Genomic DNA, 16,267 nt, shown 5'->3' on the forward strand with positions numbered 1-16,267 from the left:
AAACCAAACGGTTTTCTGCTAAATCAGACCTTCTAGAAGTCCACGCATAAAGTCTTCAGAATTAAATTCACCAATGTCGTCAATTTTTTCACCAAATCCAATAAATTTAACGGGAATATCTAATTCTTGACGGATAGCCATGACCACACCACCTTTTGCGGTTCCATCAATCTTTGTTAAGACCAAGCCAGTCAAGGGGGTAATTTTTGAAAATTCTTTGGCTTGCACCAAGGCGTTTTGACCCGTGGAAGCATCAACTGCTAAAAGTGTTTCATGCGGAGCATCTGGTAAGACACGCTTCACGATCCGGCCAATTTTTTCTAGCTCTGCCATGAGGTTATCCTTATTTTGCAACCGTCCTGCTGTATCAATCAAGAGAATATCAGCCTGTTCTGCGACAGCTTTTTCCATCCCATCAAAAACAACACTGGCTGGATCCGATTTTTCGGGTCCTGTCACAACTGGTACATCCACTCGACGGCCCCATTCAACCAACTGGGCTACGGCACCTGCTCGGAAGGTATCGGCTGCGACCAGCATAACTTTTTTACCTGCCTGTTTGTATTTGTAAGCCAATTTACCGATGGAGGTTGTTTTTCCAACGCCATTGACGCCAACAAAGAGCATAACCGTTAGGCCAGGCTGCATGTTGATGGTCTCGTTGTAAGTTCCATCTTTGTCATAGATGTCAACAAGCTTTTCAATAATAACCCGCTGTAAATCACTGGATTTCTTGGCATTTTGCAATTTTGCCTCGTAACGGAGATCTTCTGCTAGGGTCGAAGCCACTTGAACGCCCACATCGGACATGATGAAGAGTTCTTCCAATTCTTCAAAAAATTCTTCGTCTACTGTTCGGAAGTTGGCAAAAAATTCATTGAGACGAGCACCAAAACCAGTTCGTGTTTTCTTCAGACTGCGTTCGTATTTTTCTTGCTCGGTTTCTTTCGGCACATGACTAGTTACAACTGACGTTTCAACTGCTTTTGTCTGAATGGCGATGTCTTCTCCACTTTCCTGAGCCTGTGCCACACGGTTAGCCAGCGCTGCTTTTTCAGCGTAATATTGCTCCATAAAATCCAGTGTCCGTTGCTTTTGTGCAGCTTCTTCACTGGATAATTCTTCTGCAACTTCTACTGATGCTAGTGCTGTTTGGGTTTCTGAAGCAATTTCTTCAAGAATTGAATCTTCAGAACGATCTATACTTGTCTCCAACTCTTGGCTAGACTCACTCTGTATCTCTGTTTCTTCAAGTTGATTAGAACCTTCCTTAAGCTGTTCTTCGACAGGGACTGCCGTTTCATCCTCCAACAAGACTTCTTCTTTTAGAGGCTCCTCTGTTTTTTTACCAAATAATCGATCAAATAATCCCATCTTACTCCTCGTTTAATACATATTTTCTAACGGCCCAGCTGACAGCATCTTCCTCGTTGGTCATCGGGGTGACAACATCTGCAACGGCCTTGACTTTTTCTGATCCATTTGCCATGCAAACACCTAAACCAGCCCATTCAATCATCGATAAGTCATTGTCTTCATCCCCACAGGTCATGACTTCTGAGCGATCCATTCCCAAATGGGCAATCAATTTCTCTAGACCGCTGGCTTTGTGAACACCCTTTGGACTCCATTCTAATAAAATGGTTCTAGACTTGAAAATCTCAAATTTTTCATACAGATGAGGTGGCAATTGGGCAATTCGCTCATCTAAATATTCTGGATCACAGCAAGAAACAGCCTTATTGAAGAAAGCGTCCTGTTGTAAATCTGTAAAATGAAAAGGGATATAATTCAATATCTTGTTGCAGGTTGGATAGAGTGAATCTACTGCAGCATCCAGCATATAAACTTGTCCACCTTGCACCACATCTAGTGGCAGTCCCAAGGACTGAGTGGTCTCGTAAATCTCTTTAACGTCATCATAGCCAAAGACAATCTGATCAATAATGTCTCCGTTGTTTTTTTGTACTAATCCACCATTAAAGGTCAGGGAATACTCATTTTCATGAACCAAGTCCAATTCTTCTAAAAAGGCTTGAATGCTTGGCAAGGGACGTCCTGTTGTAATGACAACCTTTACCCCTTTTTCACGGGCCAAAGCCAAGGCCTCTTTATTGGCTTTTGAGATTTGCTTGTCTTCATTTAAGAGTGTTCCATCTAAATCTAGTGCAATGAGTTTGATTGGCATACGATTTCCTCCATATAAGTGATGATTGATCCCGTTTCATGTGGACCAATGATGTGTTCTGCTAGCAGTTTGATTTCTGGTCGAGCATTTTCGGGCACAATGGCGTGACCGGCCATCTTTAGCATATCTTCGTCGTTTAGATTGTCCCCAAAGGCATAGACCTCTTCCATCTTGATATCCAACTGTTCACATAGCTTTTCAAGCGCATGGCCCTTATTGATGTGCTCCATCATGACATCTAAGCAATCATAGCCACTTGTCATGGCCACCACCCCTGGTATAGAATCGGTCAACCACCGACTCGCAGCATGTGCAGTTCATCATAAGAAAAACTTGCTCCGACCTTATACACTTGGTCTGCAACTCTTGAAAAGTCATCTAACTTTACAAGTTTGGGCGAATAATGCTCTAAAAACGCCTGATAGGCTTCACCAATATCTGTGTAAACGTAGGAAGCTTTTTTCCCAGATAAATGAACAGTATTGGTATTTTGAAACTGGCTGGCCTGAATAGCTCCGACAATCCGCAAATAAGTCTCTCGAGGCATGGTTTCTTCGTAAAGAATTTCACCCCTATACTCAACCACACCACCATTTTCTGCTAGAAAAATAATCTCTTCTTGAAATTCCGCAAATAATTCCTTAATCGATAACAAACAGCGACCGCTGGCTACTACAAAATAAATTCCCTTTTCCTTACATTGTTCCAACAAGGTTTTCAAGCGTTTCTTATCGTACCGTCCGGACTTATCCAAAAAGGTTCCGTCCATATCGGTTGCAATGAGTTTAATCATACAATCTAACCTTTTACCTTTCAAGGGGGTGCAAAACCTGAGTATGGTATCCATCTCATATCCTAATACAACTTCTTCTATTATAACACAGAAACACCAAAAAAAGACGTGCCGAATTGACACGTTCTTTTTCTGAACTTACGCTTCGTAACTCAACGATTAACGAATCCTCTGGCCTTGAAATGACAGCTTTTGGCCATCAAAAATTTCTGGAGGAAATTATTGACGGAGTTGTATCTCCTTATGGACACGTCTCCATCAACAAGGATTATCCAGACAAATTCGCGCCAGCAGAGGATGAACCAAGGATTGTGGGGAAAATAGTTGGAAATTTTATGCCGATTGAACAGTAAAAGCACTTGAAGAAATTAATTTCTTCAAGTGCTTTTTGAATATTGAACGAAGTATTATATGTTAATCCAAATAAATACGCATACTTTCTAGTAGCTTCTTGGATTCCTCAACCCCCTCTGTTCCGTATCTAGATAGAACATCTAAGCCACCAACTAGTCGAATATCTTGATTAGGATTAGACATTCTTTCTTTGAATAACCTTACAACTAAATCCAATTCTACCATGTCCATCTCATAATAATTTTTCCAATGCTCTAAACCAATTTCAAAGGTAGAGAGTTGGGGAATCAAAATATCCCCACCATTAGAAAATACATCACTCCAACTATCATTAGATTCTAGTTTATTTCCATTGCTCCAGAAACAAGCTGTAATAATTGGAAGAACGACTCCGTCAGTTTCATCTAACAAATACTGCAATGCCTCTTTCTCTGCCAATTGAATAATTTTTTCTGGACAATTTCCAAAATAATACGTATAGGGAATCGAATTCCTTAAGCGTTCACTATTATCAGAGCGAACAGCACATACACAAAAATCATTTTGAAATGTAATTGTCCCTCGATTACCAAAACCATCCTGAACTGAGTAATTAATTCCATCCCAATAATGCTCAAATGATAACTCTGGAAATTTAGCAGACATAACAGCACAAGAAATACTTGCTAAGTAACATCCCTCATGTAAGGTTTTAACATTTAAAATATATGACATCTTAATCTCCTACGGATAATAATCTGACTTCATACGATTCTCATATCTAGACAACATCTGTGCATTAGAATAACTATTTGAGCCACCTTTACTTTTGGGGGTAATATGATCTATCTGCCACTCGTTAGGATCTGGCGTGACCTCTTTTTGGCTTTTCTGAGGTTGGTATAAAATTTCTCCAGATAAATCCGAACGAACAACTCCACCATTTCTAGCCATATTTTCTTCTATGATAGTACTCTTTTGAGTTGCGGTAAAATCTTTACCTGCTCCCACATACTTAGAGTCTTGCAAATAAGAATATGGACTAGTGGCTGGTATTGCATCTCCTGAAGGTGACACATAAAAATCCGTCTTAGGCGTAGATTTAAGAGCAGGCAATGCTGACATAGGTTCTGGTGCTGGTAAGGCAGAGGTGTAGTACTATTTTCTACATTGTGGATAGCTTTAATAGTACCTTCACGACGGAGGTGCTCATCAAAATTAGAACTATCTCTAGCTTTTTTGCTTGCGTCAATATTCGCAAGAACTCTCTGACGCATATCGCCAGATGATTCCACATTAGTCGATGGTTTAGTCTTATTGACTTGGACATCTCCACCTTTAGGTTTGCTAGTATTGACATCTGCTTTGGCAGATTTCTTACTTGAAACACTACCTGAACCATTAGTAACGAGATTGAGACCATAGTCTGTCACGACATTATTAAGAGAAATTGGATTCCCTGTCGCAACGGAGATACCCGTATCTATAACGGTCTCAACACCAGCTTCAACACCCGCTTTCGCAACATGACGAACAGTCTGGTTGGCAATGTTTTGTGTCACATTAGCGGCCACATTGGCACCAGCTCCAATAAATTGACCACCTACAAAACCTGTAATAGCTCCTAATCCTGCTCCTTTGGCAATAGAGCCAACCAAGGCCCAACCACGTTGACCTGAGCCATAGGCATCATAGCCAGACATAATGGCTCCAGAAGCCGCTCCTCCAATAGCCATCGCTACGGGAGCACCCAGACCTCCGGTTGCTACGGTAAGGGCAATACCAACACCAATAGCACCAGCTGTGACAGCTACCTTCTTCCAGTCGATTTTCTTAACGTAGTTGGCAACTTGAGTATCAACATTATACAATAAATTCAAAAAGAGGACAAATTTGCCCTCTTAAATCAATTATCGAATCCGACACCGTCTATTAATTGAGTAATTAAACTCAAATGTTCTAAAGTATCTACTTTATCAATATTAGAGACATGCTTCTGGCCTCCTAATACAAATCCAAACGGTTTCCGCCTCGTATCCATCGACAAGAATTACCCTGACAAGTTTGCGCCAGACGAAGATAATCCTAGATTTGTAGGAAACTTTATGCCGATTGAACAGTAAAATCCCTTGAGGAAATTGATTCTTCAAGGGATTTTTAACAATACGCGAGGTAATATTCACTAACGCAAATAGGTACGCATAACCTAGATGTATATTTACTAGTATTAGAGGACTTCTATCCACTATCCTTCATTAACAATGGCAAATTCTTCAAATCAGGAAGACTAAATTTCCAATATTTCTTGAATCGTTACCTCACGATCTGAGATTAAATCATAGAAGCCTATTATGAACATTATTTTCATAAATCCAGAATAAATCTGTTCCATATTTTGCTGAAAAAATTTCCAAAATTACAGGAGATATTTGAGCAATACTTGTTGCACCTAAAATAGTAAAATTATCTGGATTTGAAACATAAGAGGCATCATCAGCTTCAGAAATAATAGTCCACCCATTCAACTGACTAATTGATGATTCTTCACGATAAGTGTACTGTATACGAAGACCATTTATTACGTTGTTTGAAACTAAAAATCCTCCAAAATCACTATTCTTTATCATACAATGGTCCCCCATTCTCAGACAATAGACCATGTCTCCAACTGAATTCTCTTGCATAATCGACAGCAGATTTTCCCTGAAAATTCTTCAGATTTGTATCAGATCCACTATCTATCAACAGATTATATATTGGCATGGCTTCTTCTGTAGGTAGTTTTAGGACAGTTATTGCATAGATTAGAGGAATTGAACCATATTTATCAACTTGATTAATATCTATTCCAGATTCCAATAAAATTGTCAAGATTGTTAGTGCATATTTAACGTTTACTCTCCAATTAGCTTTATACTGAAAAAAATTATGTAGAACATTTCTCTTATCCGAATCTAGATAGTTTACATCTATTCCTTCATTAACAAGAAATTGAACAATTTTAACCTTTTCTTCCAGTAACGAATTACTAGTCAAAACCACATTCAGTAGATTCATATTATCATTCGACATTTGATTAATATCTCCTTTAAAAACTGAATAAAATTCTTCAAATGTTCCTTCCTGAGCAATCTTAAATATATTACCTTCCATCATACTCCCCCCTTTATTCATACTTATGACTTCTATTTGCACCAGGTGTTTCAAGCCGGAAATTATTAGGATCTGACTGAAATGCTTTCAAATCGTCTAATGTTATCAACCCATTTTTATAATCTTCAAAAATAGTTTTATAACTTTTACCTTTCACATGCCCAAAGTCTACAACGCCTTTTCTTGGTTGTCCAGGTTTCCAATCTATTACTTCTTGAGTATTTGGATCACGAAGGATTCCATCCGGGTCAACTTGTGAGTCAAATACTGCTTGTTCAAATTCCATTTTAGCTCGTCCTGTTGGAGCAGGCCGTCCATTTGGTTTACCATTTTTTATATACGGTCCATTTACAAGTGGAGTAGTATGAGGCGTTTGAGAGGTGGATTTAGGTGCCGGTAAGGCAAGAATAGGCTCGGGTGCGGGCAGAGCTAGTTGCTGTTTAGGAGCAGGCAATGCTAGCTGTTGAACATGAGTGGATGACTGACGAGACTTCGTAACTGCAACATCCCCAGACTTAGGCTTACTAGTATGAACATCCGCTTTGGCAGATTTCTTACTTGAAACACTACCTGAACCATTGGTAATAAGATTGAGACCATAGTCTGTCACGACATTCTTAAGAGAAATTGGATTCCCAGTCGCAAGGGAGATTCCCGTATCTATAACGGTCTCAACACCAGCTTCAACACCCACTTTCGCAACATGACGAACAGTCTGATTGGCAATGTTTTGTGTCACATTAGCGGCCACATTGGCACCAGCTCCAATAAATTGACCACCTACAAAACCTGTAATAGCTCCTAATCCTGCTCCTTTGGCAATAGAGCCAACCAAGGCCCAACCATGTTGACCTGAGCCATAGGCATCATAGCCAGACATAATGGCTCCAGAAGCCGCTCCTCCAATAGCCATCGCTACTGGAGCACTCAGACCTCCGGTTGCTACGGTAAGGGCAATACCAACACCAATAGCACCAGCTGTGACAGCTACCTTCTTCCAGTCGATTTTCTTAACGTAGTTGGCAACTTGTTTCTTAACACGTTTAGCTGTTTTACACACATGCGTGTACATTTCCTTAAGGGTTTTACCCCAGTTACGGAACATGCTCTTAGCTTCTCGTGTCTTAGGTGTCGTCTTGATTCCTGTTGACTGGCTATACTCGTCTCGAATATGTTGCTGACGGCGTTGCTCAGCTTGGGCTCTAGCTTGAGCCTATTGTTGCTGAGCATAGGCATGACTGCTACTTGGAGAGTGGTATCCTCCACCGTAACTGCCTGATGAGGCCTGGTAACTTGGTGCAGAGTGATAGTTATTCCACTGCTGAACTGCCCAGTTCTTGACATGGTTAACTTGAGTGCCAACCCAGTTAACAGCCTGACTGACCTTGTTGCCTACCCAGTTCACGGCATGAGATACTGCACTCTTCACTGTATTCCACGTATTTGTCGCAACTCGCTTCACTGTATTCCAAGCGTTGCTTGCTGCTTTCTTCACTCCGTTCCAAGCTTTACTTGCTGCCTTCTTAATGCTCTTCCAGAAGTGTCCACTTGGGTCGGTGTAGTTGACTGGGTTATTGTGGACATAGGTTTAGCGATTCTGACTAAGCGGATCGGTTAACTCACCTTGGTAGGAATCCTCGGTGAGGAAGGTACCAGCCTCACTATCATAGTAACGAGCACGCAGATAGTCAAGTCCAGTGACATCACGAGCTTCACCGTTGTAGGCAAATGGGTTGCCTGTCTCGTCAGTGCTTTCTTTGGTTGAACCGTAGAGGTTGTAAGAGCTTGAAGCGACTGATTGACCATCCTGAACCAATCCTGTGACAGATCCTGCTTGGTTGGTCAGGTAATCATAACTCTTATCTGTCTTATTGTCAAGATAAGAACTTCTGCCATATCCGTAGGTGTAAGTCTCTCTTGCTTTCAGCTCACGGTCATAGGTCTGGAGCACTTCGGTATGTTCTCGGTTGACATCATTGACATAGTTGCGCTCCTCGTAGTAATAGTAGGTGTCTTCCCTCGTCGTATAAGGGATAAGAATATCTGCCACTTCACTAGCATAGGTCACATCCCCCTCACCTGGAAGGTTGCCCAAATCTGGCGGATTGACCACAAGACCTTCGTCGTTAGCCCTATCCTTAGCCACTTTCTTGTGGTAGGCAGTAGACACATCATCAAAAATGTCATGCCAGATACTTCCGACCGTCTGTGGTAAGGTAGAGAGCGACTGGAGGACATTCTGACTAAAGCCATACCAGAAGATACTATTTTCCTCACCCGCTGGTGCAGTGTGCGGAGACTTTTTACCTCCTGAACGAGCAGTATCTTTTGGTTTTCGCTGGAAGAGAATGTAAAATCGTAAGTTCGAATTTTCAATAAGAACTATAAGGATTGGATATCAACTACCCCATTTTGAATTTTCAAGGCGTATAAATACAGTTGAAAAAATGAATTAAAGAACCCAACTGATCCAACAGTGTAATAGCGTAGACCAACTTTTAATGTGACTGACATCTCATTAGTTTATAACTGATCTCGCATTATATAACCTCTATTATGGTAATTACTTAGTTGTTAATAGTATTGTGGGATCCATAATTAATTCTCGATTGACTTCTGCTGCAACACCAGTAATTTCAAAGAAAATCAGCATTAAAAATTATTACTCCAGAAAAATTCTTGCTTTGATATTGAAACTTTTTCGATATCAATAGTTTTACAAATAAAATTGAGAAGAACAAGACCCTCTAAAACTATCGTGCATTTCGTAAAAATCTCATCATAATAATCAAGCGATATATCTTGACAAGTATATAACTGATTTTTTGTAAAATCTTTTACTTTAAAATTTCTACGTTCTCGTGCATCTGTCTCATAATTTAGCTTTGAACAGCCATTAAAAGTAATTTTCCAACATTCTTCCAGATTATGTTTATCCAAATCATAGTCTTCAATATATAGATGAACTTCATCACCAAAAAATAAGATTTGTAGGTCTAAAATTCGTACATCCCAATAATCAATACGATTAATTTCAATTTGCTTCTCTCTTAAATTAAACTGTCCCATTATTTATTAATCCTCCATTTATTTACTATTGATCACCATTCCACGGGATATGTGCATCTGGACTTCGATAATCAACTATTTTTCCATTTATATCTAAAGGATTTTGGTTTCCATCATAAAAATGTAAATGTGGATAGGTAGTTTTAGAATCTGGTGGATCAATTCTGATTATCGGTTTCGGACTTACACCATCATAAATATGCACAAAACCGTTATTGTTGTTCAACTCCCACCCCTTTGGTAGTGTCTTGCCTATATTATCTAATGACATATTGGCAATTTGCCTAGGTGATAATTTATCAAGTGATGATAATGGCGTTAACGGTCCGTTATTTTGTTGTGGTCCATAAGGTTTTAATGGAGTTAAAGTGTCATTTGGCTGCTGTGGACCATATATCTGTCCAGTTTCTGCCGGCATCGACTTACTACCGCTACTCCACTTCATTCCATTTTCTTTAGGGACACTAGAATTATATTTCGCAACTTGTACTCCAGCATAAATAGAAGCTCCAGTTTGAACAATTGGAATGAGCGGAACAAACGGTGCTATCTTTTTCTCAAGGTCCGTTGCTGGTGTTCCATCCGGTCGACGACCTGTTTTTCTGATCGAGTCGTAGATATTGAGATAATGGTACTTGTTCAATTCCGCAATGTGGTCAGCTTGTTTCGCATCCTCTTTTGCCTTCAGCTCCCGGTAACGCTTCATGACAAACTGGTCTTCAAACAATTGTTTTGGACTCCGGACAATATAGCCATAGCCAGTACCTTGATAGCTATGTTGAGCACTAATGAGACCTTTGTATTTCTTCGTCAACTCCTCATAATCCAGTTTGTTGACTTTCTTCTTAAAGGATTCGCTCACTGTGGGTTTAGTGGTAGCTTTATCCTTAGCCTTAGCAGTCTTCGGATTGCACACATGCTTCAATGTCTCAGCTAAGGCTTTACCCCAGTTACGGAACAAGTTCTTGCCTTCCCGGGTCTTCGGTGTGGTCTTGAGACCTGTTGCTTGGCGGTATTCGTCACTAATCTTTTGCTGACGGCGTTGCTCGGCTTGGGCTCTAGCTTGAGCCTGTTGTTGTTGAGCATAAGCATGACTGCTACTTGGAGAGTGGTATCCTCCGCCATAACCGCCTGATGAGGCGTGGTAACTTGGTGCAGGGTGATAGTTATTCCACTGCTGAACTGCCCAGTTCTTGACATGGTTAACTTGAGTGCCAACCCAGTTAACAGCCTGACTGACCTTGGTGCCTACCCAGTTCACGGCATGGGATACAGCGCTTTTCACTGTATTCCACGTATTTGTCGCAACTCGCTTCATCGTATTCCAAGCGTTGCTTGCTTCTTTCTTCACTCCGTTCCAAGATTTACTTGTTGCTTTCTTGAGTTTCTTTTTTTAGATACTGCTTCAGATAAGTGAGTACAGCGTCATCTTGGCAAGAACCAATCACTTGATCTGCTAGGAGCTGGATAGACAGCTTGGCATTACTTGGAACAAGGGCTAGTCCTGCAAATTCCAACATTTCTATATCATTTTCATTGTCTCCAAAGGCGACAACATCTTGACTGCTTAGACCAAAATGTTCACACAAGTAATTCAGGCCAACAGCCTTATTGTTGCCATTTAGAATAATGTCTACCGAGTCAAATCCGGTTGTGACGGAGTGAATTTCTGGGAAGGTCTCATTCAACCAGCGATTGGCTTCTTCCAGAGTTTCTTGGTCAAAGGTGACCACCAACTTGACAATGGCTGCCTCAACGGTTGCAAAATCTGTTACTAAGACAGTATTGGGATAATAGTTGATAATCCGGTCATAATACTCTTTGTCAATGCTATCGAGTAAAAAGGCCCCATTTTTCCCCGATAAAAGAACGGTACTGCGACTTCCATAGGGACCCGCTTTGATGGCTTCAATCAAAGGAAGATAGATTTTTTTTGCAATGGGAGCATCTTCAAAAATGATTTGGTCTCTATAAGCGACTATACTGCCATTTTCAGCTAAGAAACCCATTTGTTCTTCGTAACCGTTAAAGACGCTCTTTAAACTCAAAAGAGGACGACCACTGGCTGCAACTAAGAGATAATCTTTTTCCTTAAACAGCTTCAAAATCTCCTCGAGACCTTCTCTATCAAAGGAATGGTCTGGTCTTAAAAAGGTTCCATCTAAATCGGTTGCAAAAATTTTCTTGATTGTCATGCTACAAACTTTCTACATCTTTTAGTTTTACAGAAACCAGCTTGGAAACTCCTGATTCCTGCATGGTAACACCATAAATTGCATCTGCTGCTGCCATGGTTCCTTTTCGGTGGGTCACAACGATAAATTGACTGGACTTGTCAAAACGATTCAGGTAATCCCCAAAGCGTTTGACATTGGCCTCATCAAGTGCAGCCTCCACCTCATCCAAGATGACGAACGGAATCGTTTTAACGCGAATAATCGAGAACAAGAGGGCTAGAGCAGAGAGAGCTTTTTCTCCACCAGACATAAGGTTTAGGGATTGAATCTTCTTGCCAGGAGGCTGGACAGAAATCTCTACACCAGCTGTCAGCAAATCAGAATCGGTCAATACAAGGTCTGCCGATCCACCACCAAACATCTGCTTAAAGGTCATTTGGAAGGATTCGCGAATGGCTTCAAAGGTCACTTTGAAGCGGTCTTTTACCTCACTGTCCATCTCATGAATGGTCCCTAGTAATAAGTCTCTCGCAGAAAGAACATCGTCTCTTTGGCTATTGAGGAATAATAGCCGTTCAGAAACTTGGTCAAACTGCTCAATCGCTTCTAAGTTGACAGGTCCAAGAGCACGGATAGAGCGTTCTAATTGTTTGAGTTCTTGCTCTGCTGAAGCTAGTTCAGTGAGAGGGTTAGCTATTTTAGAAGCCTCTGCAAAACTCATCTTGAACTGTTCTGTCAGATTGAGAGCCAGCGTCCGCAAGCGTTGGCCTATTTGTTCACAAATCGCTTCCAGTTTGGCCTGATTGCGGATCAATTCATCATTTTTAACACGCGCTTGCTCTAGGCGCCCTTCAATATCTTCAAATTGGCCTTCGATATCCTCCAATTCAAATTTTAGGCGGATCAAGCCTTGTTCTGTCTCTGTCTTTTTGGCAGTTGCAACTTGCAACTGTTCGGACAAGACTTCCAAACTCGTATCATCCAAGGCCAAATCTTTTTCTTGGATAATTTCCTGCAAGAGGATGATTTCTTTTTCGAGTGCCTCACTTTCGTCTTGCAATCGTTTCAAGGTTTCTTTCTCAAAACCAAGTTCGCTTTGCATTTGCCGCTCTTCTAATTTTAGCTCGGCTTGCTGGTGTTGCAGGCTCTGCAACTGTTCTTGGATAGCGTTGCGGTTAGTTTTTACTTCTTCAATTTGAGCTGTAATGGCTTGTTTTTTTTCTTCAAAGGTAGATAAAGCAGCCTTGTTCTGGGCAATAGCTGTTTCTAGTTGGTCCTTGCGGTCACCAGAAACCTGAGCTGTTTGCATGGAAATCAACTGTTTCATATCTGCCAATCGCTCAGCTAGTTGCTCATGTTGGAGTCGGATTTTTTGTTCCTGTAAGCGGGCTTGCTCTCCTTCTTCCTTAATCGTCTCCAATTGTTGGCGAAGGGCTTCCAAGTTTTCTTTTTCCTTGGCAACTTGTTTTTCCTGCTGGGTAATTTCTTGGTGCAGGACTGTGACTTCAGCCTGCAATGCCTCTAGTTCCGGCTTGATAAACAGTGTGTTGTTGTTGCGATTCGCTCCTCCTGCAAAAGAGCCGCCAGGACGAATTTCTGAGCCATCCAAGGTCACAATCCGAATCTGGTAACCAGTTGCACGCGCTGCCTGGTTTGCTTCTTCCAAGGTTTCAAAAATAGCAATGCTACCAAGCAGGTTTTGAAAGATATTTGAAAGTGCTCTATCATAGGAGACCAATTCATCTGCACTACCTAAAAAGCCAGCAATTTTTTCCAACTGCGAACGATTGGCTTGGGAAATCTGCCTTGGCTTAATGGTGGTCAGCGGAAGAAAGGTCGCACGGCCTTGGCGGTTTTTCTTAAGAAAGGAAATCCCTGATTTCGCATCAGCCTCTGTCTCTACAATAATGTGTTGACTAGCAGCACCAAGGGCGATTTCCATCGCTGTTTGGTAACGAGCATCAAAGCTCACATGCTCACTAACCGCACCAATAATCCCGCCCAGTTGGTCTGCCTGTTGCAGCACCGCTTTTACCCCAGCATAAAAATTGGAATGATTTTTTAAGATGGATTCCAAGCTATTCTTGCGGGCTTCTTTATTTTTCAATTGATCTAGGAGAGAAAAGAGTTTTTCTTGCTCCTCTTGGTAAGTCTGATTGGCAATTGAGGCTGACTGTCTAGCGGTCTGGTAATCTGCCAAAAGGCTGCGAAGACGAGCTTCAGCTTCTGAAAATGTCTGTTGACTGGTTGAAACTTCTGCTTCCAGTTCCGTCTTATCTGCTTCCAGACGTTGCATCTGCTCTGCTTTACTGGCAACAGTTTCCATATGGTTTTCCAAATCTTGCTCCAATTTGGCCAATTGATTGGAATGTTCTGCTTCAGACTGCAAGAGCGTGACATAGGTCTCACGTAAGTGTTCGATGACTTGGTCTGGATCTTCTGAGAAATGGGCAATTTCGTCTGTTAGTGCCGTAATTTGAGATTGGATAGCTCCTAGTCGCTCTGTCAAGATTCCTGTTTTTTCTTGGCTTTCTTCCAAAGCAACCTGGGTTTGTTGGCGTTTCTCCTCCTGAGCTGTCAAACGGTTTTGGGCCTCTTGTTTGCTGGACTCATTTTGGCTGGATTCCAACTGGTGTACCGCTTGTTTGCGTTCAATATCGCTAATCAGACGAGTCACATCTAGGAGAAGGGCTTGTTCTTTTTCCAAGAGCTGGTTGAGTTTTTGACGTTCTTGTTTGAGCTCCTGGTTTTCCAGTTCCAACTTGTCCCGTTGTTGGTAATAGGCACTCAAATCTGCCTTGACACGGCCGAGCTCTTTTTCTTTTTCAGATAGTTCCTTTTTCCCGTTTTGGATTTGAGCCACCAAAACATCCAGATAGAGATCGCTGCGTTTGCCATCCAGGTCTAGAAATTCTCGGGCTACTTGGGCTTGTTTTTCTAAAGGTTTGACCTGCTTGTCTAACTCAAAAATGATGTCTTCCAAGCGGTCCAAATTGTCCTGTGTTTGCGCCAGTTTGCTCTCCGTTTCCTTCTTTCTGGTCTTGTATTTCAAGACACCCGCCGCCTCTTCAAAAATCGCACGACGTTCCTCCGGTTTGGAATTAAAGATGGCTTCGACCCGGCCTTGAGAAATAATGGAGAAGGAATCCCGACCGAGTCCCGTATCCATAAAGAGGTCATGAACATCTCTCAAACGGACTTTTTTTCCATCGATCAGGTACTCACTGTCTCCTGAGCGGTAAATCTGGCGTTCAACCTTGATTTCCTTTGCCTTATCGGCAATAAAGCCATTGCTATTGTCTAGGGTAACTGTTACGGTCGCAAAATTGAGGGGCTTACGGTTTTCCGTTCCCGCAAAAATAACATCTGGCATCTTACCACCACGCAAGCTCTTGGCAGAAGATTCCCCTAAAGCCCAACGCAGGCTTTCTGTGATATTGGATTTTCCAGACCCATTTGGTCCGACAACAGCTGTAACCCCCTTGTCAAAGACCACTTTCGTTTTATCCGCAAAGGACTTGAACCCTTGCATTTCAATTGATTTCAGATACATACTTATCTCCTAGCCTCCACTGCATTTTTAGCGGCAGCTTGTTCAGCTAATTTTTTGGAACGTCCTGTTCCTTGTCCGATAACGTCCCCATCAGCCGTCACTTCCACAGTAAAGATTTTCTCATGGGCCGGTCCCACTTCATCAATCACCTGATAGGAAATCACAATCTCCCCATTGACTTGAAGCATTTCTTGTAGGGTCGTCTTGTAATCCGTCACCTTTTCAAAGTTACCGACCTCCAACTGGGGAATCATGACCTGGTGTAGAAAACCTTCCACCGTTTTTTCTCCCTTGTCCAAAAGCAGGGCTCCCAAAAATGCTTCGAAAGCATCTCCTAGTATGGTATCACGATTGCGACCACCTGTCTTTTCTTCTCCTTTTCCAAGCAAGAGGTACTGGTCAAACCCACACTGTCTGGAAAAACCTGCGAGGCTTTCTTCCCGTACAAAACTGGAACGCATCTTAGACATCTCTCCCTCTGGCTGGTCCGGGTATTTTTGGTAGAGGTATTTGGAAATAATCAATTGAAGAACAGCGTCTCCTAAAAATTCCAAGCGTTCATTGTGTGAAATTTTTAGAAGGCGGTGCTCGTTGGCATAAGAGGTGTGAGTAAAGGCGGTTTGCAGCAAGTCTAAATCTGAAAAATCAATTCCAAACTCCACCTGCAGTTTTTCTTGCAGTCGTTTCATCTCAGTTTCCTTTCTGTGCTACCCACGTTCTCCCTGGGCAGTCTATCCGTTTTATTATACCACAATTTCGCTATGATTCCCTCCTTAACCCTTGATTTTGCAAGAACTACCATTTCAATCAAAAGACCATTTTTTAGAAACATGGTATAATGGATAAAATAGCTATTGATACAAAGAAGGAAAATATGATTACCAAAGAATAATAACTCCTTATTTCAACAGAACTTAACCCAATGAAAAGCCCGTCTTATCGGGCTTTTTTGATTTTCCGTCAGGTTAAATTAAGCTAACTTTAAAAATAATTTGGGGCGA

At 41.6% G+C, this 16,267-nt stretch carries 18 protein-coding genes and 2 pseudogenes; 2 read left to right on the plus strand and 18 right to left on the minus strand.

Going from position 1 to position 16,267, the window contains the following annotated elements:
* Window positions 1-18 precede the first annotated feature (18 nt).
* Genes ftsY through ACVR1I_RS09575 form a run of 4 tightly spaced genes read right to left on the minus strand, consistent with a single transcriptional unit; the run spans window position 19 to window position 2,981 of the window.
* The gene (gene ftsY / locus ACVR1I_RS09560; protein WP_447443798.1) at window positions 19-1,374 is read right to left on the minus strand and encodes a signal recognition particle-docking protein FtsY; all 1,356 of its coding nucleotides are present in this window, start codon (window positions 1,372-1,374) and stop codon (window positions 19-21) included.
* Between the two features lies 1 nt (window position 1,375).
* Entirely contained in the window at window positions 1,376-2,188 is an 813-nt protein-coding gene (locus ACVR1I_RS09565; RefSeq protein WP_447443799.1) for a Cof-type HAD-IIB family hydrolase, read from the minus strand.
* Entirely contained in the window at window positions 2,164-2,481 is a 318-nt protein-coding gene (locus tag ACVR1I_RS09570; protein WP_447443800.1) for an HAD family hydrolase, read from the minus strand. The genes ACVR1I_RS09565 and ACVR1I_RS09570 overlap by 25 nt, the downstream gene beginning before the upstream one ends.
* Window positions 2,478-2,981 (minus strand): HAD-IIB family hydrolase, encoded by a 504-nt coding sequence (locus tag ACVR1I_RS09575; RefSeq protein ID WP_447443801.1) that lies wholly within the window; start codon window positions 2,979-2,981, stop codon window positions 2,478-2,480. The genes ACVR1I_RS09570 and ACVR1I_RS09575 overlap by 4 nt, the downstream gene beginning before the upstream one ends.
* A gap of 251 nt (window positions 2,982-3,232) precedes the next feature.
* On the opposite strand from ACVR1I_RS09575, the pseudogene ACVR1I_RS09580 reads away from it, so the two are divergent.
* A pseudogene (locus ACVR1I_RS09580) lies at window positions 3,233-3,334 on the plus strand (DNA-binding protein); the annotation flags it as partial.
* A 61-nt stretch (window positions 3,335-3,395) separates the two neighbouring features.
* Here the strand turns inward: ACVR1I_RS09580 and ACVR1I_RS09585 are convergent.
* The 3 genes from ACVR1I_RS09585 to ACVR1I_RS09595 are packed head-to-tail and all read right to left on the minus strand — an operon-like array spanning window position 3,396 to window position 5,194.
* The gene (locus tag ACVR1I_RS09585; RefSeq protein WP_447443802.1) at window positions 3,396-4,049 is read right to left on the minus strand and encodes a hypothetical protein; all 654 of its coding nucleotides are present in this window, start codon (window positions 4,047-4,049) and stop codon (window positions 3,396-3,398) included.
* 9 nt (window positions 4,050-4,058) lie between these two features.
* Window positions 4,059-4,268, minus strand: a complete 210-nt coding sequence (locus tag ACVR1I_RS09590; RefSeq protein WP_447443803.1) for an HNH endonuclease domain-containing protein — start codon at window positions 4,266-4,268, stop codon at window positions 4,059-4,061.
* 8 nt (window positions 4,269-4,276) lie between these two features.
* Entirely contained in the window at window positions 4,277-5,194 is a 918-nt protein-coding gene (locus ACVR1I_RS09595; protein ID WP_447443804.1) for a hypothetical protein, read from the minus strand.
* A gap of 138 nt (window positions 5,195-5,332) precedes the next feature.
* On the opposite strand from ACVR1I_RS09595, the pseudogene ACVR1I_RS09600 reads away from it, so the two are divergent.
* A pseudogene (locus ACVR1I_RS09600) lies at window positions 5,333-5,437 on the plus strand (DNA-binding protein); the annotation flags it as partial.
* Between the two features lie 213 nt (window positions 5,438-5,650).
* Here ACVR1I_RS09600 and ACVR1I_RS09605 read toward each other — a convergent pair.
* From ACVR1I_RS09605 to rnc, 11 genes are all read right to left on the minus strand, one after another.
* The gene (locus ACVR1I_RS09605; RefSeq protein ID WP_447443805.1) at window positions 5,651-5,941 is read right to left on the minus strand and encodes an immunity protein Imm33 domain-containing protein; all 291 of its coding nucleotides are present in this window, start codon (window positions 5,939-5,941) and stop codon (window positions 5,651-5,653) included.
* A complete protein-coding gene (locus tag ACVR1I_RS09610) occupies window positions 5,928-6,470 on the minus strand; it encodes an ankyrin repeat domain-containing protein (protein ID WP_447443806.1) in 543 nt (180 codons plus the stop codon). The genes ACVR1I_RS09605 and ACVR1I_RS09610 overlap by 14 nt, the downstream gene beginning before the upstream one ends.
* A gap of 10 nt (window positions 6,471-6,480) precedes the next feature.
* The gene (locus tag ACVR1I_RS09615) at window positions 6,481-7,572 is read right to left on the minus strand and encodes a GH-E family nuclease (RefSeq protein WP_447443807.1); all 1,092 of its coding nucleotides are present in this window, start codon (window positions 7,570-7,572) and stop codon (window positions 6,481-6,483) included.
* Between the two features lie 108 nt (window positions 7,573-7,680).
* Entirely contained in the window at window positions 7,681-7,962 is a 282-nt protein-coding gene (locus ACVR1I_RS09620; protein ID WP_447443808.1) for a hypothetical protein, read from the minus strand.
* 93 nt (window positions 7,963-8,055) lie between these two features.
* A complete protein-coding gene (locus tag ACVR1I_RS09625) occupies window positions 8,056-8,637 on the minus strand; it encodes an RHS repeat-associated core domain-containing protein (protein ID WP_447443809.1) in 582 nt (193 codons plus the stop codon).
* Window positions 8,638-8,849: 212 nt separating this feature from the next.
* Window positions 8,850-8,981 (minus strand): hypothetical protein, encoded by a 132-nt coding sequence (locus ACVR1I_RS09630; RefSeq protein ID WP_447443810.1) that lies wholly within the window; start codon window positions 8,979-8,981, stop codon window positions 8,850-8,852.
* A 138-nt stretch (window positions 8,982-9,119) separates the two neighbouring features.
* Window positions 9,120-9,536, minus strand: coding sequence for a PIM7 family immunity protein (locus ACVR1I_RS09635; RefSeq protein WP_447443811.1), 417 nt, complete (start codon window positions 9,534-9,536; stop codon window positions 9,120-9,122).
* A gap of 25 nt (window positions 9,537-9,561) precedes the next feature.
* Window positions 9,562-10,821, minus strand: coding sequence for a hypothetical protein (locus ACVR1I_RS09640; protein WP_447443812.1), 1,260 nt, complete (start codon window positions 10,819-10,821; stop codon window positions 9,562-9,564).
* Window positions 10,822-10,900: 79 nt separating this feature from the next.
* Window positions 10,901-11,731: a Cof-type HAD-IIB family hydrolase gene (locus ACVR1I_RS09645; RefSeq protein ID WP_447443813.1), complete on the minus strand. Its 831-nt coding sequence runs from the start codon at window positions 11,729-11,731 to the stop codon at window positions 10,901-10,903.
* A 1-nt stretch (window position 11,732) separates the two neighbouring features.
* Complete coding sequence (gene smc / locus ACVR1I_RS09650) at window positions 11,733-15,266, minus strand: chromosome segregation protein SMC (protein ID WP_447443814.1); 3,534 nt, start codon at window positions 15,264-15,266, stop codon at window positions 11,733-11,735.
* A 2-nt stretch (window positions 15,267-15,268) separates the two neighbouring features.
* Window positions 15,269-15,955 (minus strand): ribonuclease III, encoded by a 687-nt coding sequence (gene rnc / locus ACVR1I_RS09655; protein ID WP_447443815.1) that lies wholly within the window; start codon window positions 15,953-15,955, stop codon window positions 15,269-15,271.
* Between the last annotated feature and the right edge of the window lie 312 nt (window positions 15,956-16,267).

This window comes from Streptococcus cameli (assembly GCF_053207365.1).